Genomic DNA, 21,083 nt, shown 5'->3' with positions numbered 1-21,083 from the left:
CTAGATCGGTTTCGTAAACGGGGTTTTATCCACCAAAAAAGAGGCGACCTCAGACCTGCATTAACAGGATGAACAGTTTAATGCATCATTAAACCGCTAGACCCCATTTTCATTCATTGCGGTGTCTGACAGGACATGGGGTTTTGTAAAGGCTCTTTTCGTATCCATTGTGGCTATTTCATCTGATTTTTGACTAAAACCTCCATTTCCTTGTTGATTTCCATCAAAAACAGACGAAATGATGCCCGAATCAAAGCTATATCATAGATTATTAATGTATACGAAAAGCAACAAACTTTGCGAAAACAGCCTTTGTAAAATATGTTCCTTATTACAGCTGTATATAACCATTAAATAAGATAATTTTCGGGGTTTGTAAAATTTAAGCCTTTCCAAAATAAAGGATTCATTCCTATAATGAACGCACTAGCCACTAGGAATACAAAAGAGCCTTCTCAAGTAAGGTTCTACTGAGTAGAACCTATAGGAGGACTTGCATAAATTGACTGAAGATACATACAAAACCATTTCATAGATATGTATTATCTTACTGAAAATAAAAAAAACCGAGCCAAGGCTCGGTTTTTTTTATCCATTACGCGTGCTTTTTAACAAGCTCCGCTAATGCTTCCTTCGGTTGGAACCCAATTACTTTATCAACTACTTCTCCGTTTTTCATAAGAACTAGTGTCGGGATGCTCATTACTCCAAATTTTCCAGCTGTTTCTTGATTATCATCTACATCAACTTTTACGATTTTAACAGAGTCGCCCATTTCTGAATCTAATTCTTCTAAAACTGGAGCGATCATTTTACAAGGCCCACACCAAGGTGCCCAGAAATCAGCTAAAACTAAACCATCGTTTGTTTCTGCTGAGAAAGTTTGATCAGTTACATGTGAAATTGCCATTATTGTTTCCCTCCTAATGTCTTTAAGCTATGGTCAGAGTATACCATCCCTTTGTTGATCATGCTATTAATTTGCTCGTAGCTAATATACCCTGAGTTTTGCTAATTATTCCATTAGAAAGGCGGCTGTTTGCACAGCCGCCTTTTTCTTCCCACATCTCTTAAGAAGTTGCTACTTTTAGTTTTTTAAATTCTTCGGTTAACATTGGTACGACTTCAAACAAATCGCCCACAATCCCATAATCGGCTACATTAAAAATGTTGGCTTCTGGATCCTTATTGATGGCTACTATAACCTTTGAGTTGGACATACCTGCCAAATGCTGAATCGCACCAGAAATTCCACAGGCAATATACAAATCAGGGGTAACCACTTTACCTGTTTGCCCAATTTGTAAGGAGTAATCACAGTAGTCTGCGTCACACGCTCCACGAGAAGCCCCTACAGCCCCGCCAAGAACATCTGCTAGCTCTTGTAGTGGATTGAAACCATCTTCACTCTTCACCCCGCGTCCGCCTGCAATAACAACCTTCGCCTCGGATAAGTCAACTCCTTCGCTTGCCTTACGAACCACTTCTTTAATAATGGTGCGCAAATCTTTTATTTCAACTGAAAGAGAGGACACTTCTCCAGACCGTGATTCGTCTTTTTCTAATGGCTCAATATTATTCGGACGAACCGTTGCAAAAACTACTCCATCGGTCACGATTTTCTTTTCAAACGCTTTACCAGAATAGATTGGACGCGTAAACACAAGATTTCCGCCAGCTACTTCTAAGGAAGTCGCATCTGATATCAATCCCGCACTTAATTTACTCGCGATTTTCGGAGATAAATCTTTTCCTAGTGCGGTATGACCAAATACTATCCCTTCTGGACTTTCTTGTTCCACCACTGCCATAAAGGCTTGTGAATAACCATCAGAGGTGTATTGCGCTAAATTCGCGTCCTCGACCACCACAACACGGTCTGCTCCGTATTGTACTAATTCCTCTCCTAAAGCGCTTACAGTTTCACCAATTAAAACAGCGACGACATCTCCGCCCTCTGATACAGTTTTGGCTGCTGCAATTGCTTCAAAGGAAACGTTGCGTAATGAGCCGTCACGAGTTTCTCCCAATACTAATACTTTTCTCGCCATGATTAACTACCTCCTGATTGAATTATGCTAACTTCTGATCATTTTTAGGGATATTCCATGTGCTTATCTTTGCAATGATGACGTTATACTACTTTTGCTTCTGTATGAAGGAGGTTTACGAGTTCTTTTACTTGATCACTCATATCGCCTGCTAAAACTTTACCAGCTTCTTTTTTCATTGGAAGGAAGATTTCAATTGTTTTTGTTTTTGCTTCTACATCGTCTTCATCCAAATCTAAGTCATCGATTTCGAGTTCTTCTAATGGTTTCTTTTTTGCCTTCATAATACCAGGAAGAGATGGATAGCGAGGTTCATTTAACCCTTGCTGAGCTGTTACTAATAGAGGTAAGGATGTTTCAATCACTTCTGAATCGCCCTCAACGTCACGAGTTACAGTGACCGTTTCCCCGCTTATCTTAAGTTCTGTTATGGTCGTCACATACGGGATGTTTAGTTGTTCAGCAACACGAGGTCCCACTTGACCAGAACCTCCATCGATCGCCACGTTTCCTGCGATTACAAGATCCACTTCTTGATCTTTTAAATAGTGTGATAGAATTGTGGCCGTTGTGAATTGATCTCCATTTTCTACATCATCTTCTGTATTAATAAGAACTGCTTTATCTGCACCCATCGCAAGTGCTGTACGAAGTTGCTTTTCTGCTTCATCGCTTCCAACAGAAACAACTGTTATTTCTCCGCCGTGTTCATCTCGAAGTGTAATTGCTTCTTCTACCGCATACTCGTCGTATGGGTTAATGATGAATTCTGCTCCGTCTTCATTAATAGCGCCACCCGATAAAGTGATTTTTTCCTCTGTGTCAAATGTTCTTTTTAACAATACATAGATATTCATTAAGTTCCCTCCTAAAATTCAAACATTCATTCCTTTAGAAATTTTAAGAAAATTTATGACAAAAAAATAATCTTTGGATGGAATGCAGCCGCAAAATGCTTTGCGACTGTCATTTACTTATTTCCCTTTAAATTCAGGGGCTCTTTTTTCAATGAAAGCTTGTATGCCTTCTTTTCCATCTTCCGACATAAATACTTCTCCGAATAATGCTGCTTCTCTATTCGCACCTTCATAGAAACTTGGTTCCTTTGTATATGATAGTAACTCAAGTGCAGCCTTGATAGATACCGAGCTTTTCTTCGCGATTTTCATACATAGTGCCTCTGCTTGTTGAAAAACCTCTTCTTCAGAGAAAGAAGCATTGGCAAGACCCCATTTTACAGCTTCTTCTCCACTAATTGGTTCACTCGTGAGCAGCATTTCTGTTGCTTTTGAACGACCAACGAGACGTGGTAATCGCTGAGAACCTGCAAACCCTGGCACCAGTCCTAAAGATAGTTCTGGCAGTCCTAGCTTCGCATTTTGGCTTACATAACGAATATGACATCCCATGGCAAGCTCTAACCCTCCACCAAGAGCTGCACCGTGAATCGCGGCTACGATCGGCTTTGAAAAATTCTCCATTCGTTCAAAAACATGTTGCCCTTTTTTAGCGAGTGCTTCAAATGCTGTTCCATTTTTTACGGTCGTAAACTCTTTAATATCTGCCCCAGCTGAAAAGAATCTACCTTCTCCGTGAAGAAGGAGCACTGAAACATTATCATCAAATTCTACGTCATCCATTACTTGTGATATTTCTTGAATTAGCCCACTCGATAAGGCATTGGCAGGTGGTCGACCAATTGTTATGTACGCCACCTGATTTTCTGTTCTTAAGCTTAAAAAGTCCACTACACATTCTCCTTTGAAGGAAGTTATGATTTTGCTCCACAGCCATTTGCAATCAAGTGATGAACAGCTGGTGCAAGGGCAACAAGGTCGTATTTCTGTTCATTCATTACCCATGTCGTGACCGATTCATCTATCGTTCCAAAAATCATTTGCCTCGCCATTCTTACATTTAAATCCAAGGAAAACTCTTCATGTTCGATTCCTTCAATTAAAACAGTGTCTACAAGTTGTAAATATTCCTTTAAAACACCATTAATTTTTAAACGAAGATCCTTGTTTGATTGACGTAATTCAAGCTGAGTAACAATCGCTAAATGATGATCATCAGAAAGTAACCTGAAGTGATTTTCAATCATCACTAATAACTTCTCTTTAGCGGAACGTTTTCCTGCAAGAACTTCTTTTGTTTTTTCTACAAACAGACCCATTTTTTCTCTAAACAGAGAAATTAAAATGTCTTCTTTATTTTTAAAGTAAAGGTAGATCGTGCCGTCAGCGACTCCAGCCTGTTTGGCGATTTTTGAAACTTGTGCTTGATGATAGCCATTTTCTGCAATCACAATCACGGCAGCGTCAATAATCTGTTTATATTTGGGTTTATTCCTTTTCAACAGGCTATCACCTTCCTTGTTGCGCATAATGAATGAATCATCATTCATATTTTCATAATAGTTTCTTATCATGTAATTGTCAAGTTTAGAATTCTATCCTTGTCCAACTTATCACGAAAAAAAGATCAAGAAAAGTAGTCTAACCTATTTTATTTTGATTCTCTTGTTTTTGTCGTTCTTCTTCTACTAATGCTCTCCTTAAGATTTTACCAACCGCCGTTTTTGGCAATTCTTTTCTGAACTCATAAATTCGAGGTACTTTATATGCTGCGAGGTGTTTCCTCATAAATTCATCTAACTCTTTTTCACTGAGTGAACTGTTTTCTTTTAACACGATATACGCTTTCACTGTTTCACCGCGATACGGATCTGGTATACCTGCGACCACAACCTCCTGTACATCTTTATGTTCATATAAAATTTCTTCTATTTCTCGAGGATAAATATTAAATCCACCTGCAATAATCATATCCTTCTTTCGATCAACGATAAAAAAGTAGCCATCTTCATTCACATAGCCTAGATCACCTGTAAGAAGCCATCCATCTTTAAGGGTTTGTTCCGTTTCATCTGGTTTATTCCAATAACCTTTCATGACTTGAGGTCCTTTTACCGCAATTTCGCCCATTTCATTTGGAGGCATTGGTTCTCCGGTCTCCATTGATAATATAGCTGCATCCGTGTCAGGCCAAGGCACTCCAATACTTCCTTTAACATAAGGACGATCCCATAAGAAGTTAGCGTGAGTCACCGGTGAAGTTTCTGTTAATCCGTATCCTTCAACTAATTTTCCGCCTGTCACTTTCTCGAACTGCTGTTGAATTTCTACAGGTAAAGGGGCAGAACCACTAATACAAGAATGAACGGAAGATAAATCATATTTTTTAAGGTCAGGATGATTTAATAGACCAATATATATGGTGGGAGCTCCTGGGAATAAAGTTGGTTTTTGCTTATGAATCGTTTTGAGTGTTGTCTCCGCATCGAATTTCGGAAGCAAGATCATTTTATACCCTTGCATAACTGATAGTATCATAACGGCTGTCATTCCAAACACATGGAAGAATGGGAGTATTCCTAGTATTTTCTCTTCGCCTTTTTTACATTTATATAACCAAGCATCACTCATTGAAGCATTAGAAACAAGGTTTTTATGAGACAACATCACACCTTTAGGAAAACCAGTTGTACCTCCAGTGTATTGCAAAATAGCTAAATCCTCTTCAAAGTCAAAAGGTACGTTCAATTCTTTCGGTTCTGACGTTTTGATAATTTCTGTAAATAAATGTACCTGACCGCCATGCTCAACTTTAACGGACAGTCCATACTGTTTCTTTTGAATAAATGGATAAACTAAATTTTTCGGAAATGGCAGATAATCCTTGATAGCGGTTACAATAATATGTTCAAGATTCGTCTCATTTTTTACTTTGACCACTCTCGGATACAAAATATCCAACGTAATAATGATTTTGGCTTCAGAATCCTGCATTTGATACTCGATTTCTCTTTCCATATAGAGTGGATTGGTTTGCACAACAATTCCACCTGCATATAAAATTCCGTAATAGCTGATAACTGACTGCGGTGTATTTGGCAACATAATCGCCACCCGGTCACCTTTACCAACACCTAAACCTCGTAAATAATTCGCAAATTTTAGAGCAGAAGTATGCACCTCTTCATATGTTAATTCTTTGCCCATGAAGTGGATTGCTTTTTTTTGTCCAAACGTTTTAGCCGCATCAGATAAATATGCTTGCACCGGTTGGTTGCGATATTCTAATTGTTCCGGAATTTCTTTTGGATAATGCTTGAGCCATATTTTGTCCACTTTAATATCCTCCCTTCAAATATAAAAAAATTGAATATTTCTAATTCTTTTATTAATTATAGTATAACTTAACACTCTGTACAATTATGTTTGTCCTATGAAAAAACTCCTATTTATTTTTTTTATAGGATTTTCAGGCATATTATCCTCACTCACAATATTTCACTTTCAAATATTCCCTCTTTTCGTAAGGCTGTTTCCGAAAAGTTTATGGATTTTTGTACCAGTTTGAAACCTTTGATTCAAGGAATCATTTCCATAGGGATTTGGTCAGAATTTCTAAAACAGCTTAATTCAACTTGAATTATCGCGGATTTTATCTGAATTGATGCGAAAAGATCAAAAAATCAATCTTCTTTCATAGCAACAGTCTGATGCGAAAAGCAATAATTTTTCCTATGATGCCTTCCTTTTATAATAATGAACATTTATTCATTTCTACTGTAAAAAAGACCAAATCACATGTGATTTGGCCTTCTTATTTATTCATTTATTCCGGTAATTCATTTTATTAGGTTGTTTTCGCAAGGATTGTGGCTTTTCGAATCAGTCTATACACGGTTAGATAGGTTTACTCCCGGCATCTTTTGTCTATTTTGATGACTATAATACAATATGAAGGATTGAATCTAAAATTAGGTGAAATAGCAACAATTTGTACGAAAAGTGCCTTTCATTACGTCTCTCATAAGAGGAAAAGTATCTTGTTCGGTAGGCTTGTAGGCTGCAGCCTATGAAAAAAATGAACTCCTCATTCTTTCATTTATCGAATTGACTATGGATACGAAAAGATCCCCGAAACCTGTCTTAACATAATTTATGGACTAGTACGAAAAGCATCAATCTTTGTGAAATCAGCTTTACAAAAAAAGTCTATGAAAAAAACAGTAAATAAAGGATTCCTACTGCTATAAACACGCCACATAGCGCAATCAATATTTTTGCTAATGTTTCCATCTCTCTCTCTCCTTACGAAATTCCTGCCCCAATAACAAAGGACAATCCTACGGAAATCACGAGAGAAATAAAGCCTACTGCTCGATTATCATTCGCGATTTCTTCATCAATTTTAAATCTCGGTGTTAAAAACTCATACACAAAATAGCTAGCAATAAGGAGGAAGAAACCATAAAATCCCCATCCAACCATTTCAAAAAATGTATCATGCTGCTTAATAGAGTAGGAAAAAATGTTAGCTATTCCAAAAATTTTCCCACCTGTCGCCATTGCAACCGCAATATTCCCATTTTTAATTTCTTCCCAATTTTGATATTTAGTTACGAGTTCAAAAACCGTTAAAAAAAGAACTAAGCATAAAATAACTACGGAAAAATATCCTGCTGTTTGCACCAACCCATTTTCCCAAAAAGAATCTACCATCTCTAAACTCCCTATAAACTTATTTAAATTCTACAACGGAAACTCCGGATCCGCCTTCTCCAGATTCACCTAAACGAACACGCTTTACGGATCGATGGTTTTTCAAATATTCTCCAACCCCTTGACGCAATGCCCCGGTTCCCTTCCCATGAATGATTGAAACCCGTGGATACCCTGCAAGTAAGGCATCATCGATGTATTTCTCTACTCGAAGAATGGCATTCTCAAATCGTTCTCCTCGTAAGTCTAGTTCTAAATTCACATGAAAATCCTTGCCTTTTACTGTTGCCATTGGCTTTGTTTTCACAATTTTTTCCGCTTTAAGGAATTCTAAATCTGATTCTTTCACTTTCATTTTCATAATACCCATCTGCACTTGCCATTCATTCTCGGATATTTTTTTAGTTAAATGACCTTTTTGATTAAAAGTAAGGACTTTCACTTCATCCCCTTCTTTTAGGGTACGTTTTGTTTGCGTAGTGGATTTGGGTTTCGCTTTTTTCTCAATGATCGGTGTGGCTTCTTCTAACCGTTTTTTCGCTGAAATCAACTCATGTTCTTTTACATCTGCTCCTTTTTGTGTACGGAGCTTCCGTAATTCGTAAAGAACTTGCTCTGCTTCTTCTTTCGCCCTTTCTACAATTTTAGAGGCTTTTAGTTTCGCTTTCACCGTTAAGTCCTCTTCTTTTTCATTAAACTGGGCTATCTTAAGTTGCAAATCTTTATGAAGGTCTTCAGCATGAATAAGCAATTCCCTTGCTTCTTTTTCTTCGTTTTCTGCCGCACGCTTGGAGTCTTGTAGAGAAGCAATCATCTTTTCCACTTGTTTGCTGTCTGTACCAACATGCTCTTTTGCATGAGAGATGACGTCATCTGGCAACCCTAGGCGTTTCGATATGTCAAAAGCATTACTTCTTCCAGGAACACCAATCAATAGGCGATAAGTCGGACTTAACGTTTCGACATCAAATTCTACACTTGCATTGACTACTCCATCACGATTATACCCGTAGGCTTTCAGTTCCGGATAATGTGTGGTTGCGACTACACGCGCCCCCTTGCTGTATGTTCTATCGAGAATTGATATGGCAAGAGCCGCTCCTTCTTGAGGGTCTGTTCCTGCTCCAAGCTCGTCATAGAGAACAAGGCTATCGTGAGTAACGTCCTTTAAAATCTGTACAATATTCACCATATGGGAAGAGAAAGTTGATAAGCTTTGTTCAATCGACTGCTCATCGCCAATATCAGCGAAAACGTTAGAAAAAACAGCGAGCTCTGAACCATCTAATGCGGGAACTTGAAGCCCAGTCTGGGCAAGTATGGTACATAAACCAATCGTTTTTAATGTAACCGTTTTCCCCCCGGTATTAGGCCCTGTAATCACAATAGTCGTGAAGTCTCCCCCTAAGAAAATATCGTTAGCAACGGCTTCCTCCATTGCTAATAATGGATGTCTTGCTTTATGTAGTTTAATGAAGCCTGCGTCATTCACTTTCGGTTTTGTTCCTTTAATTGTTTTACCATATTTTGCTTTTGTGAACATAAAGTCTATTTGGGCAAGTATCCCTACTATAACAAGGAGTTCCGCACCGTGCTCACTTACTTTTCCTGATAGCTCAAGGAGAATTTTTTCGATTTCTTCCTGTTCCTTTAGCTTCCATTCTCGCAAGCTATTGTTTAAAACCACAATTGCCTCTGGTTCGATAAATAGCGTTTGTCCTGAAGCAGACTGGTCATGAATAATCCCACCATAGTGACTACGGTATTCTTGTTTGACCGGAAGAACAAATCGATCATTTCGAATCGTCACTATCGCGTCTGAAAGCATCGTTTGTGCGTTTTTGGAACGGACCATTCCTTCTAGCTTTTCACGAACGCGACTCTCATTGATTCTCAACTGGGTTCGGATACTTCTTAAGTTAGAACTGGCACTATCCAACACCGAGCCATTTTCATCAATCGCTTCTTTAATTTCCTTCTCTAGAGGAGTTAAAATTGACATTTCATCAATTTTTTCTTGTAGAATCGGCAGATTCTCCCTTTCTTCTATTAGCTTTTCAACAAATAGACGAAGCATTCGGCTTGCATAGATGGTGCTAGCTGTTTCGACGAGCTCTTGTGGACTTAAGACCCCACCGATCTCAGCTCTTTTCACGTGGGGACGAATATTAAATATTCCTCCTAACGGAATATTCCCCCTTAACCGAAGTACTGTTGCGGCTTCATCTGTTTCTGCTTGCCATTTTTGTACCTCTTGTAATGAAGAAGAAGGATATAAATTTTCTACCTTTTCCTGACCAAGAGAGGATGAGGCAAAGGACAATAATTGCTCCTTCACTTTATCAAATTCTAATGTTTTTAATACTTTTTTATTCATGTAACTCACTTCCTCCTACTTACCTTCTTTATGCCTATTTAAAAAAGCGACTAGTTCCTCTGGTTCCCTTGTGTTCAGTACATTCTCCGCTAAAATCCAGCCTTTTCTAGCTGTTTGGATACCTAATTCCATAAAAGCAAAATGCTCTGTGCTATGGGCATCTGTGTTAATGACCAGCTTTACGCCTGCCTCTTGTGCTTTTTTAATATTTTCAGAAGATAAGTCCAATCGATTAGGGTTCGCATTAAGTTCCAATGCGGTATTTGTTTTTGTCGCTAGTTCAATCAGCATATCCATATCAACATCATACCCTTCACGCCTGCCAATCAAGCGACCGGTCGGATGAGCGATAATATCCACATGGGCATTATCGAGTGCGGTGATTAATCTGTTCATAATCGTTTCTCTTGGCTGAGAAAAGCTCGAATGGATTGATGCAATCACGAGATCCAATTCTTCTAATAGATCGTCCTCATAATCTAGCGACCCATCAGGAAGGATATCCATTTCAATTCCGGAAAGAATCAAAATATCCTCATACTGTTCATTGAGCCTTCTAATTTCATCAATTTGCTTACGAAGTCGCTCAGGCGTTAGGCCGTTCGCTACCTTCAAATACTGAGAATGATCGGTAATCGCCATATACTGATAACCTAGTCTACGGCATTCCTCGACCATCTCAACAATGGAATATGCTCCATCTGACCAAGTGGAGTGCATATGTAGATCCCCTTTAATATCCTTAGAGTGAATTAATCCTTCCCACTTTGAAATTTGTTCAATTTCTTTACCATCTTCTCTTAATTCAGGTGGAATGAAAGGGAGATCAAAGTGAGCAAAAAATGCTTCTTCGCTCATAAAAGTTGTTACTTCACCTGTCTCTGTATTTTCAACACCGTATTCACTGATCTTCTCACCACGTTCTTTCGCCAGTTGTCTCATACGAACATTATGATCCTTCGATCCTGTAAAATGATGGAGTGCCGTCGCAAATTCATGTGGTGCCACTAAGCGAAAATCGACCGAAACTTCATATTCATAGTCAAACACTAGTGATATTTTCGTATCACCTGAAGCGATCGACTCTTTTATTCCATCTAATTTTAATAGTGATTTTTTGACCTTTTGAGGATCATTTGTGGAAATAATATAATCTAAATCCTTAATTGTTTCTCGGAGCCTTCGTAAGCTCCCTGCCCGAGAGAATGTTTCAATGCTGTCCAACTCACTTAGTTTTTGTTCCATTTTTCCTGCTATAGATAAGACATAAGCTATCGGTAGGCGACCTGGGCGAGTGCCAGATTTTTCGATGGCAGCTAGAATCTTTTCTTCTGTTTTTTTTCCAAAACCTGAGAGCGTTTGAACTTTGCCTTCTTCACATGCTTGCTTCAGATCATCTATGCTTTTTACTCCAAGCTCTTGATACAATTTCGCAATTTTCTTTCCACCTAAACCTTGAAGTTGAAGCAATGGTATCAACCCTTTAGGAACCTCTTGTTTCAATTCTTCCAGTACGGATGATGTTCCATCTGTTATGTATTCCATGATAACCGTTGCGGTTCCTTTTCCAATTCCACTTATTTTCGTTAGATCATCCATTTCACTTAGTGAACGATCATCATTTTCAAGAGCAGTTGCCGCTTTTCTGAATGCTGATATTTTGAAGGGGTTTTCCCCTTTCAACTCCATATAAATACCGATTTTCTCTAATAGTTCAATAATTTTTTTCTTATTCATGCTCACGATTTTCACTCCTATCGTTGGGCTTTGTTTCTTACCTTTATATTATCAGAAAGGGGTAATAAAAGAAAAACTTCTCTATACATAGAGAAGTTAAGAGGCTAAAACGTATTCAAACCACCATTCCTTTAGTTGGTCTGAAAGTATCGGCGTATGTTTGATCATGTTTTCAGCCATTACCGAGTCACTAATGGCCGTCTGAACGAACCCTACTGGTAAAAGAGCCGCAATATAAAGAAGGATAAAAACGATCAGATACATTTCAATGAAGCCTAACACTGCCCCAGCTCCGGAATTGAATTGTTTAAGAAGTGGAAATTGCGCTAAAAAGTCGAGCATTGATCCGATAATTTGCGTAATAATCTTGACGACAAAAAATATAATGGCAAAGGCTATGGCTCGATAATACGCTTGATCCATATTTGTTGCATCAAAAATCATACTTAACGTCGATTCCTCATTGAGTGCTGGATAGGGAATCCATAATGTCAATTTTGGTGCCAATTCATCGTGGTATAAATATGCCACTACAAACGCAATGATGAATCCTGTCATATGTATAAGTTGTAAAATGAATCCGCGACGTAATCCAATAAAAAACGAGATCACAAAAATGATAAGTAAAATTAAATCTAACATGACTTCTTCAGTCCTTTATTTTTTTTACTTCGTTCTCTAATTGCTCTATCTTCTCTTTTAATTTAAGATAATCATGTACAGCATTCACAGCAGTGAGGACTGCTAATTTATTGATGTCTAATGCAGGATTCTTAGAGCTAATTCCCCTCATCTTATCATCCACAAAGGTAGCGACTGAACGAACATGGCTGGTAGATTCAGTGCCTATAATGACATACTGTGTTCCATAAATATCTACTGTTGTGCGATTTTTCTGCTGTTCCGACAACTTTATAGCCTCCATTCTTCAGAATCCTAAACAATATGATACCATGAATATAAGGATTTTGGAAAAGAATTTTGTCTATTTAAGTCGCAACATCCAAAAGGAGTGATTATATTGAGTAATACTGTCATAAAATGCGATTCAACCACAATAAATCAGATGAAAAAAGCCTATCAATCCCACCTATCACTAAAACAGCCTCAGAGCACTGTATTCATGGCAAAGGTGCATGGGTGCACAATAACCGCCTACTCCTCAGGGAAAGTTCTCTTTCAAGGAGGGAGTCATGAAGAAGAGGCCAGAAAATGGGGAAATTCTCTCCCTTCCGCTAAAAAGAGCACTTCTTCTCCGAAAGGGTCGACAAAACTACCGCTTAACTTCTCCTCCCTTTCTGTCATGGGTTCGGATGAAGTCGGCACTGGGGACTATTTTGGGCCGATGACCGTCGTGAGTGCTTATGTATCGACTCAAAACATGCCGCTTGTTAAAGAACTTGGTGTACAAGATTCAAAGAATTTAAAAGATCCCCAAATCATCAAAATTGCTCAAGATTTATTGCATGTCATCCCGTACTCATTACTAATCTTACCGAATCCAAAGTACAATGAACTCCAAAAAAATGGCATGACACAAGGAAAGATGAAGGCTGTTCTTCATAATAAAGCATTACTCAATTTGCTCAAAAAGATGAATCCTGAAAAACCTGAAGCGATTCTTATCGATCAGTTTGCCGAAAAAAATGTGTATTACCGGCATCTTCAAGGACAAAAAGATGTTTGCAAAGAAAATGTATACTTTAGTACAAAAGGTGAGAGCGTGCATTTAGCGGTTGCTGCGGCATCTATTCTTGCTCGCTATGCCTTTTTAAAGGAATGGGATAAGCTTTCAGAAAAAGCGGGATTTACAATTCCAAAAGGAGCGGGAGCAGCAGTTGACAAGGCTGGGGCTCGCTTGATTCGTTCAAAGGGAGAACAAGCATTGTGGGAGTTTACAAAGGTCCATTTTGCCAATACTGGAAAAGCGAAGAAATTAGTATAACTTGTATCCCCTCTCTTGCTTACTGCAAGGGAGGGAATTATTAATGAAGGAAAACAGACAAACTAAAAATTAATTTGTGTCTATCCAAGGTAGGAAGCAGTTCTAGGAACACAATACACATGAAAAAGCCTATTGAAATAAGTGATGAAGTAAGCGTTCTCGGTCTTGAAAGAATTGTTGCATTAATGAATAGTGATTCGTTTCCTCTAGTGTTACCTCCTTCATTCCAACCTCAGTGATTTGCAGAATTTTCGCTTCTGGATAGGCCATAATGACCGGAGAATGTGTTGAGATAATCAGCTGTGAACCTTCCTCAACGAGTTCATGAATCCTTGCCAATAGACTCATTTGTCTCAAAGGTGACAAGGCCGCTTCAGGTTCATCTAAAATATACAAACCTCCTCCTTGGAAGCGATTCATAAATGCCGCAAAAAAAGATTCCCCGTGTGACTGCTCATGAAGAGATTTCCCTCCATAGGAATCAATGATTCGAGGACCACCACCCTCTTTGTCTAGTTCTTCAATATTCGTAGCGACATTATAGAAAGATTCCGCCCGGAAAAAGTAGCTATCCTTCGGCAGATATGCTCCCTTTGCAACGCGAAGATATTGATCGAGATTGGAATGAGAATCAAAGCTAGAGAAATTAAAATTTCGAGAACCACCTTCTGGATTAAACCCAAGCGATACTGCAATTCCTTCCAATAGCGTTGATTTCCCCATTCCATTCTCTCCTACAACAAAGGTTACATTCGGATGAAATACGATTTCTTTTAAGGTAGAAATCACAGGGAGATTCAGCGGGAACTTCTGGTACGAAGTGATACTCTCTTTCTTTAATTTCAGCGATCGTACATATTGGGTATTCGTTGATAATTTCATTTTTAACACCTCTAGTTCATTTATCAAGACTGTTTTCTGCAATGAATATTGCTTTTTTGGAGCAGTATATGATCCGTTTATAAACCGATTTCGAGGCATATTTTCGATCGGAATTCGCAGGAAATTGGAAGGTTCCACCAATCATTACATTGAAAAGCAATATTGGTTTAAGACTAATTTATTTAGGATATGTTAAGCAATTTAGACATGCCTAAATATTCCTTTTTTCAGAAAAAATCCATTACCGAAGAATAAACCAATACACACTCATAATTCCTACGTCTGCTAGAAAATGACTGATAATTGGTCCGATGATCGAGTTAGAATTTTCACTTAAATACCCCCAAACTACTCCTGCAAAAAACACTGGTATTACCGCAAAAATACTTAAAGGCCATTGAAATAAAGGCAGAACAACTAGAATATGATAGAGCGTGTAAAAGAAAGATGTAGTATAGATTGTTTGATGAGTTCCTAGGTTTTTCCGGAATTTTTGGTGTAAGGAGGCCCGCCAATAAACTTCTTCCAAAACCGGATTAATGACAAGAAGAATCCCTATGTACACTAGCCTCTCATTTCCAGTGAAACCCCATTGTCGAAGAATAGCACGTAGTTCCTCTACGTTAAAGAGGAAAGGATGTAGCCATTTTATCCCCATAAATAGACTGAGGAAAAATACCACACCGATACCAAAGCCAACTAGAGCAGAATTCTTCCAGTTTGGCTGATTGACCTTTAAACTCTTCCTATTTATAAGCAACATTAAAAATAACCAGCCATAAAACAAGAAAATCGTTAACCCTACAGACTCGAAAAGCTGAAGACCGATTCCTATCATGATCGTAGGACCAAACAGATACAAAAAATAGTACATGCTCTCCCTCTCTTCCTGTTAAGGACTATCACATTCAATCGCATGTAGCCCAAACTCTAATTGTACATCTAACGGCTCTCTTTGATCGATAAAATCACTTAGCCCTGTTTGTAGACCAGTATGAAAAAAGACAAGAGGATTCCCTAGTCCTAATCTCTCCGAATGTAATATCATCCAATCATCTCTTTAAAATAATCTATTGTTAAATTATAACACTTCTATGTTTCCTTTTGAGTTGTTTTCTGTTCGAATAAATATGAGTCAACCAGCATGAGGAATGATTTCCTCTTGTTCATTGACTCTCATGGTAATTAGTATTTTCTATTTTCTTTATGAGGTGGTTTAGGTGGATCTGGTGGTCCAATTACGACCCCATCAGTCCCTTCAATTGGTTTTAGTGCCCTTGCCATATCTCTTGGATCAATATTATAGGCTTGTTCATAAACTTCAAGCGGAGTTCTCGTTAACATCGTCGATCCTTCCTGGGTTTGAAATTGATCATTATTAAAAAATAACAAGAGCTCCGTGTCATCTGAATCGGCCGAAATCCAGTGCCAATATCCCATCGGAATAAAGACCGTCTCTCCTCGTTTCTTTAAGTTTAACGTTTGAACTTTATTTGTGTTCGGATCTAAAATCCCAACAGTAGCTGATCCAGAAATTAAATAATCTAACTCCCATGCATTCGTGTGCCAATGTGGTTCACGAATAAAACCCTTTGATAATCTAAGCTCGGCTATCGCCCCACCAATCATAGCTGGCATTTGAGTTGATGTCAGTTGAAAAGCAATATTTTCTGGATTTCTCTCAAATAATACACTGTTTTCGATATCATAAAATAAATTTGGAGTCCCCTTGCCAGTAAGATTTCGATTATCTGTAATATATCCTGATGTCGGATTTGTCATTTTATTTCCCTCCTTTACCCTTACTAACTACTAGTTTATGTGATGGAATTAAAATAGATTGGGTGCTTGTCCATGATGAGGTATTTTCTTAAAATTTCACCCTTCCTTGGAGGAATAAAGACACTAAATAGGGGACCGAAAACATGCTTTTCTCTCACCGTAACCTCCCCCCTTCACCTATGGTGACTTTCAGTACTGATTTAAAAATACCTTTATAATCTATGACAATGTCTCTTTTTTCATGATAAACTACTAGTACTTAACAAAGAACGAGAGGAATAGCTTATGCCTGATTGGTCTTATCATGTAATTTTTCAACCTATCTTAACGAAACTCTCACCCTCTACTTCACGAGAATTCATTCACCGTGGAATGAATACGATTGCTTCCTTACCACTTGGTCCTCATATCATAAATTTTCTCGGCCGTGAAGAGAGTTCTCCGTATTTAAAGCGCTCATTAAATGGGATTGAGCTAAAAAATCCTGTCGGTCTTTCAGGAAAAATCGACCCCTTGCAGTCTGGGACGAAAGCATTTTCCAATTTAGGTTTCGGATTTCTAGAAATTGGGCCTCTTACCATAGCACCGACAAAAACTGAAAAGCAGCCCATTGTTGATCGAAAAAAACAACAAATTATTTTTCCTGATAGCTCTCCTTCTATTGGACTATTGGCCACGATTGAGAAGCTGAAAAAGTTAAGAAAAAAGCAGCCATTACTTTTGAGACTATCGGGACGTCCTTCTGAAATAAATGAGATGATTCTACAACTAGAACCGTATGCGGACGGGTATATTATCGAATCGTTCGAGACTAACTTTATTTCCAGTCCGACCAAACCCCTTTTTATCGGAATATCGCTTGATCATCTTGCTAAAACCGATTTTGAATTGCTGAATTCATGTGCCGGAATCGTCATTAATTCTGGAGCTGGGACATTTCAAGATCTTTTGAAAAACGTTGAAAATTGGAGAAAAAGGGGCTTTCAGCAAAGTATTATTACATCTGGAGGAATAGTAGAACCGGAGAATGCGTTACAGCTATTGAATGCCGGTGTGGATGCTGTAATGCTATCTGATGGATACGTTTTTTCTGGACCTGGACTAACGAAACGGGTTAATGAAGCTCTAGTTTCAAGTGTTCTAGTAGAGTCTTCTCCTCAAAAGGGTTGGTTCTCTTATTGGATATTTGGGTTGTTTATTTTCCTTGGAGGCTTACTCGCTCTCCTTTTTAGTCTCACATCGATTATTCTTCCTTATGATGAAGCATTTTTAAATATGAAGAAGGAAGTCATTTGGCAATTCAACGATCGTATTATGCTCTTCATGGCCCATGATCGAATGACGCTTGCCGGAACGATGATTTCAGGTGGGATTGTGTATATGACACTTGCCTATTATGGCATACGGCAGAAATTAAGATGGGCCAAACAAGCGACAGATGTTGCTGCTATCATTGGCTTTTTAGGAATATTCTCCTTTATTGGTTTCGGATATTTTGATTGGCTACACCTATTGTTTTGGCTCATTTTATTGCCTTTTTTTCTTTATGGATTCTTTCAAACAAGAGGAATATGCGGGACACCTTCCTCTTCGAACCGAAAAAATGATTCATCATGGTATCGCTCTTTATTTGGTCAATTCTTGCTTGTCCTGTTAGGATTTTCCTTTGTGGTCGGTGGTGTTGTTATTTCGACCTTTGGTGTTACCTCTGTGTTTGTTCCCACTGATCTATTGTATATTTGTATGACTCCCGAACAACTACAACAGTTTAACCAAGACTTAATTCCTGTCATGGCTCATGACCGGGCTGGGTTTGGAAGTGCGTTATTAAGCGTCGGTTTACTTGTATTAATGCTTGCTCTTTGGGGCTTTCAACAAGGAAACAAATGGGTGTGGTGGACATTTTTCGTCGGTGGGCTTCCGGCTTTTATTTCTGGAATCTACATCCATTATGCCATTGGCTACACGAGCTTTGTTCATTTACTTCCTGCTTATTTTGCAATTGGACTTTATGTTGGAGGATTGCTTTTAAGTTTTTCTTTTTTTCATAAGCTCCGTTAAATATCTTTGTTGAATTTAGCCGCTGGACGCTACCATACCGCTCCAACGAACATTTTACCAAATTTCACCAAATTCAACCATATCTCTTAACACACCATTTTCATAAGAACGGTTCATTTCACTAGCGGTTTTAAAGAGAATTCGGGGACTTCTACTGAAGAGAAGTCCCCTTTCATTGTTCTGTTAGGTTCATCATATAAAAGCATTACTAAAATAGTATTATTTCCTTGATTACCTCCACCTTACTTCATCAATCCACCTCGTTCAAAAACATATACCCATCCATTCAAAGGCGATCGATAAGAGGGACCACGAAAACCACGACGGATTAATTCTTTCCTCATAAAAATCATGATGCCACCATGGCCGACAATAAGAGTATCTTGGTTTGTTTTAACTACTTGATCGACTACTGTTTTTACTCGTTCCAAAATTTCTTGTTTGCTCTCAGGCTGTGAACGATGATTCAACCACCAGGCACCTCGGATTAATCCCATATGTAAAAAATAAGGAAACTTGAACTTCGAATGAAAGAGAGGGGCAATGCTGATTTCTCTAAGCTCCTCCAAATAAATAACAGAACCACTATACGTTTTTTCTGCGGTTTTCACCGCTCTCGTTAAATCGCTCGCATAACATTGCTGCCATTCCACTCCACAAAGATCTACTTCATTTTCTACGACTTCCGATGCATCATAGTCTTCTACCCACTTCATTAATTCATCTGTAGAAACGGATTTTTCCGGATACCCTCTTTTTACTTTGAAATGTCTTACGAGTCCGATTTTCACTGATCCCTCTCCTAAATAATAGAATATTCACATAGTTTAATGATACTACAATTCAAGAGAATATAGGGACTCAAAAAAGAGAGTAAGGACGTTGATGAATAGACGCGATAACGCGGGAGTAAAATCCTTACTGTTGGTTTGGAATAAAGTTTAAACAAACACATTTCACAAATCTTAATATTATCACTAACAAAAAGAAGCCATTTTGAAAAAAGATTGATTAAAATGGCTTCTTCTCCTGAGGGTTAAATATTGATTTTTCTACCTGTGTTATTTCACAATCGCTCCCTTTACTTAAATAAGGAATTATTTCACCAATCCTTTTCCATTATGATGAAATTATAGTCTTTTCCTCTTATATTGTTTTGAAAGTTTCCCTTTGTATTAAAGCTTGCCTTTTCATAAACTTTGATTGCCCGCTTATTAAAGTCAACAACTGCCAGCTCTAAGTGGTCATATCCTAGAAGCTCTCTCCCTTGTTCAGCTATTCTTTGTATAAACTTTAAACCGTTCCCTTTTCCTGTCAGAGAAGGTTTCATTTGCACACCTACCGCTATAACCTCTTCAGGAGATTCCCCAACATTAAAGAACTCACAGTTTCCAATTAAGTTCCCTTGATCATTAATGACTGAATAATAATTATCAGAATCTACACTTTCAAGGAACGCATTTATTTTTTCCCCTTGAATATTATTGTCATAAAAAGAATATACGCCATTAAATGTCCAAGTAATGAACTCATTAACATCTTCTTTTGTTCTCTTCCTAAGTTTATAAATCATAATTTGCAGCCCCTTCCTATACTTATCCTTATTTTATAACCCGTGGACCTCCTACGCTTCCTAATTTCTGGTTATGTAGTAATTTTGAGACAGCACTAAAAATGCCTAATGTAAATCGAACTTTTACATTAGGCATTTTGAAGAAACTTATTCTTTTTGTTTATATATGATTCTTTCTATACTCTTTGTAGATCACTAGTGTTGCATAAATAATGTTTGAATTTTCAGTTTTATCATTTTTTCTGTTTAGAGCCAAAAAAGGAAATACCCAACTAAAGGTGGCTCCGTTCATTTGTTAATTATTTACAATTAGACTCAAGTGACGACAACAATTTGGTTTTAAGGAATCGCTTTTCCTTCAATCTTCCTAATCCAAATATGTGCTGATTTCCAGAATGCAGCCTTTAGATAACGGCTAATCTGTAAGGTTTTTCGCTTACTTCCAGTTTCAATTTGTACGAGTACATGTAGGCAAAAAACAATCAATGCGATAAATACTTGATTTTGAATAGCCCATTCACTTTGACCATAGAATTTTTTGATGCTGAGATGTTGCTTGATCCATTTGAAAAATAGTTCAATCGCCCATCTTGATTTATACATCTCTGAAATTTCTTCAGCACTCAAATCAAAACGATTCGTGATTAAGTGAAGGATATTTCCTTTTGTATCTAACACTTTTATTAGGCGAAAGTAATTTTCAGCACGGTTTTGAGTGGTACCTATCAACACCATTTGATCGGACAAAACAGCGGAATCCTCGACTAGTTTAAAATCATATACATCCCGTATAACAGCGTTTTTCCTTAACCTAGAAAGGAAGAAAAATCCTTCATCTGTCATGCGATCAAAACGCTCGTAATCTAGGTATCCACGGTCAAACACATACATGCATTCTCTGTCATCTACCATGATTTCGAGTTGACCACGATCATGTTCTTTTGCCGTTGTCATGATGGCTTTTTCAGGATAGGAAGTCCCTTTTTCCATAAACACAAGGCGTAGATGCAACTTTACACCAGCCTTTGTTTTACGGAATTTTGCCCATCTATGATTGGTTAAATTAAGTGGCAATGTGCTTGAGTCGATAATTTTTAATGGC

The 21,083-nt window shown here is 38.0% G+C and carries 20 protein-coding genes; 2 read left to right on the top strand and 18 right to left on the bottom strand.

The annotated features are described in order from the left end of the window. Nucleotides 1–595: 595 nt before the first annotated feature. The 11 genes from trxA to zapA form a co-directional block, all read right to left on the bottom strand. Complete coding sequence (trxA, locus tag U8D43_RS19805; RefSeq protein ID WP_335872893.1) at nucleotides 596–910, bottom strand: thioredoxin; 315 nt, start codon at nucleotides 908–910, stop codon at nucleotides 596–598. Nucleotides 911–1,070: 160 nt separating this feature from the next. After that, entirely contained in the window at nucleotides 1,071–2,051 is a 981-nt protein-coding gene (locus U8D43_RS19800; protein ID WP_335872892.1) for an electron transfer flavoprotein subunit alpha/FixB family protein, read from the bottom strand. A gap of 83 nt (nucleotides 2,052–2,134) precedes the next feature. Further along, nucleotides 2,135–2,908, bottom strand: a complete 774-nt coding sequence (locus tag U8D43_RS19795) for an electron transfer flavoprotein subunit beta/FixA family protein (protein WP_335872891.1) — start codon at nucleotides 2,906–2,908, stop codon at nucleotides 2,135–2,137. Between the two features lie 117 nt (nucleotides 2,909–3,025). After that, entirely contained in the window at nucleotides 3,026–3,799 is a 774-nt protein-coding gene (locus tag U8D43_RS19790; RefSeq protein ID WP_335872890.1) for an enoyl-CoA hydratase, read from the bottom strand. A gap of 23 nt (nucleotides 3,800–3,822) precedes the next feature. Beyond that, entirely contained in the window at nucleotides 3,823–4,410 is a 588-nt protein-coding gene (fadR, locus tag U8D43_RS19785) for a fatty acid metabolism transcriptional regulator FadR (RefSeq protein WP_335872889.1), read from the bottom strand. 139 nt (nucleotides 4,411–4,549) lie between these two features. Then, complete coding sequence (locus U8D43_RS19780) at nucleotides 4,550–6,250, bottom strand: long-chain-fatty-acid--CoA ligase (RefSeq protein WP_335872895.1); 1,701 nt, start codon at nucleotides 6,248–6,250, stop codon at nucleotides 4,550–4,552. A 963-nt stretch (nucleotides 6,251–7,213) separates the two neighbouring features. Then, entirely contained in the window at nucleotides 7,214–7,624 is a 411-nt protein-coding gene (locus tag U8D43_RS19775; RefSeq protein WP_335872888.1) for a DUF350 domain-containing protein, read from the bottom strand. A gap of 19 nt (nucleotides 7,625–7,643) precedes the next feature. Continuing rightward, a complete protein-coding gene (locus U8D43_RS19770) occupies nucleotides 7,644–10,001 on the bottom strand; it encodes an endonuclease MutS2 (RefSeq protein WP_335872887.1) in 2,358 nt (785 codons plus the stop codon). 15 nt (nucleotides 10,002–10,016) lie between these two features. Beyond that, a complete protein-coding gene (gene polX, locus U8D43_RS19765; RefSeq protein ID WP_335872894.1) occupies nucleotides 10,017–11,747 on the bottom strand; it encodes a DNA polymerase/3'-5' exonuclease PolX in 1,731 nt (576 codons plus the stop codon). Nucleotides 11,748–11,834: 87 nt separating this feature from the next. Further along, nucleotides 11,835–12,380: a CvpA family protein gene (locus U8D43_RS19760; protein WP_335872886.1), complete on the bottom strand. Its 546-nt coding sequence runs from the start codon at nucleotides 12,378–12,380 to the stop codon at nucleotides 11,835–11,837. A gap of 7 nt (nucleotides 12,381–12,387) precedes the next feature. Next, on the bottom strand, nucleotides 12,388–12,648 hold the full coding sequence (gene zapA, locus U8D43_RS19755) for a cell division protein ZapA (protein WP_335872885.1): 261 nt from the start codon (nucleotides 12,646–12,648) through the stop codon (nucleotides 12,388–12,390). A gap of 111 nt (nucleotides 12,649–12,759) precedes the next feature. Here zapA and rnhC point away from each other — a divergent pair, with 111 nt between their 5' ends. Continuing rightward, the gene (gene rnhC, locus U8D43_RS19750; protein WP_335872884.1) at nucleotides 12,760–13,683 is read left to right on the top strand and encodes a ribonuclease HIII; all 924 of its coding nucleotides are present in this window, start codon (nucleotides 12,760–12,762) and stop codon (nucleotides 13,681–13,683) included. Between the two features lie 129 nt (nucleotides 13,684–13,812). Here the strand turns inward: rnhC and U8D43_RS19745 are convergent, their stop codons facing one another. The 4 genes from U8D43_RS19745 to U8D43_RS19730 all read right to left on the bottom strand — a co-directional run bounded on the left by U8D43_RS19745 (nucleotide 13,813) and on the right by U8D43_RS19730 (nucleotide 16,347). Beyond that, a complete protein-coding gene (locus U8D43_RS19745) occupies nucleotides 13,813–14,565 on the bottom strand; it encodes an AAA family ATPase (RefSeq protein WP_335872883.1) in 753 nt (250 codons plus the stop codon). A 241-nt stretch (nucleotides 14,566–14,806) separates the two neighbouring features. Continuing rightward, nucleotides 14,807–15,439: a CPBP family intramembrane glutamic endopeptidase gene (locus tag U8D43_RS19740; RefSeq protein ID WP_335872882.1), complete on the bottom strand. Its 633-nt coding sequence runs from the start codon at nucleotides 15,437–15,439 to the stop codon at nucleotides 14,807–14,809. Nucleotides 15,440–15,457: 18 nt separating this feature from the next. Beyond that, nucleotides 15,458–15,613, bottom strand: a complete 156-nt coding sequence (locus U8D43_RS19735; RefSeq protein ID WP_335872881.1) for a hypothetical protein — start codon at nucleotides 15,611–15,613, stop codon at nucleotides 15,458–15,460. A 137-nt stretch (nucleotides 15,614–15,750) separates the two neighbouring features. After that, nucleotides 15,751–16,347: a cupin domain-containing protein gene (locus tag U8D43_RS19730; RefSeq protein ID WP_335872880.1), complete on the bottom strand. Its 597-nt coding sequence runs from the start codon at nucleotides 16,345–16,347 to the stop codon at nucleotides 15,751–15,753. Nucleotides 16,348–16,632: 285 nt separating this feature from the next. On the opposite strand from U8D43_RS19730, the gene U8D43_RS19725 reads away from it, so the two are divergent. Continuing rightward, nucleotides 16,633–18,408, top strand: a complete 1,776-nt coding sequence (locus U8D43_RS19725; protein ID WP_335872879.1) for a dihydroorotate dehydrogenase — start codon at nucleotides 16,633–16,635, stop codon at nucleotides 18,406–18,408. Nucleotides 18,409–18,650: 242 nt separating this feature from the next. Here the strand turns inward: U8D43_RS19725 and U8D43_RS19720 are convergent, their stop codons facing one another. The 3 genes from U8D43_RS19720 to U8D43_RS19710 form a co-directional block, all read right to left on the bottom strand. Continuing rightward, nucleotides 18,651–19,199: a histidine phosphatase family protein gene (locus U8D43_RS19720; RefSeq protein WP_335872878.1), complete on the bottom strand. Its 549-nt coding sequence runs from the start codon at nucleotides 19,197–19,199 to the stop codon at nucleotides 18,651–18,653. A 311-nt stretch (nucleotides 19,200–19,510) separates the two neighbouring features. After that, complete coding sequence (locus U8D43_RS19715) at nucleotides 19,511–19,981, bottom strand: GNAT family N-acetyltransferase (protein WP_335872877.1); 471 nt, start codon at nucleotides 19,979–19,981, stop codon at nucleotides 19,511–19,513. 339 nt (nucleotides 19,982–20,320) lie between these two features. Next, a partial coding sequence (locus tag U8D43_RS19710) for an IS4 family transposase (protein WP_335872876.1) occupies nucleotides 20,321–21,083 on the bottom strand: 763 nt, incomplete at its 5' end.

Origin of the sequence: Bacillus sp. 2205SS5-2, from assembly GCF_037024155.1 — a bacterium.
Lineage (GTDB): Bacteria > Bacillota > Bacilli > Bacillales > Bacillaceae_K > Bacillus_CI.
Note: the sequence above shows the minus strand (reverse complement) of the source record. Positions and strands in the feature narration are given on the sequence as shown.

Excerpts from the sequence above, each read along its gene's own strand:
- U8D43_RS19760 (WP_335872886.1), bottom strand. The coding sequence starts at position 12,380 with ATGTTAGATTTAATTTTACTTATCATTTTTGTGATCTCGTTTTTTATT.
- U8D43_RS19775 (WP_335872888.1), bottom strand. The coding sequence starts at position 7,624 with ATGGTAGATTCTTTTTGGGAAAATGGGTTGGTGCAAACAGCAGGATAT.
- U8D43_RS19715 (WP_335872877.1), bottom strand. The coding sequence starts at position 19,981 with ATGATTTATAAACTTAGGAAGAGAACAAAAGAAGATGTTAATGAGTTC.
- U8D43_RS19745 (WP_335872883.1), bottom strand. The coding sequence starts at position 14,565 with ATGAAATTATCAACGAATACCCAATATGTACGATCGCTGAAATTAAAG.
- U8D43_RS19740 (WP_335872882.1), bottom strand. The coding sequence starts at position 15,439 with ATGTACTATTTTTTGTATCTGTTTGGTCCTACGATCATGATAGGAATC.
- U8D43_RS19800 (WP_335872892.1), bottom strand. The coding sequence starts at position 2,051 with ATGGCGAGAAAAGTATTAGTATTGGGAGAAACTCGTGACGGCTCATTA.
- U8D43_RS19735 (WP_335872881.1), bottom strand. The coding sequence starts at position 15,613 with ATGATATTACATTCGGAGAGATTAGGACTAGGGAATCCTCTTGTCTTT.
- trxA (WP_335872893.1), bottom strand. The coding sequence starts at position 910 with ATGGCAATTTCACATGTAACTGATCAAACTTTCTCAGCAGAAACAAAC.
- U8D43_RS19770 (WP_335872887.1), bottom strand. The coding sequence starts at position 10,001 with ATGAATAAAAAAGTATTAAAAACATTAGAATTTGATAAAGTGAAGGAG.
- U8D43_RS19730 (WP_335872880.1), bottom strand. The coding sequence starts at position 16,347 with ATGACAAATCCGACATCAGGATATATTACAGATAATCGAAATCTTACT.
- U8D43_RS19725 (WP_335872879.1), top strand. The coding sequence starts at position 16,633 with ATGCCTGATTGGTCTTATCATGTAATTTTTCAACCTATCTTAACGAAA.
- U8D43_RS19795 (WP_335872891.1), bottom strand. The coding sequence starts at position 2,908 with ATGAATATCTATGTATTGTTAAAAAGAACATTTGACACAGAGGAAAAA.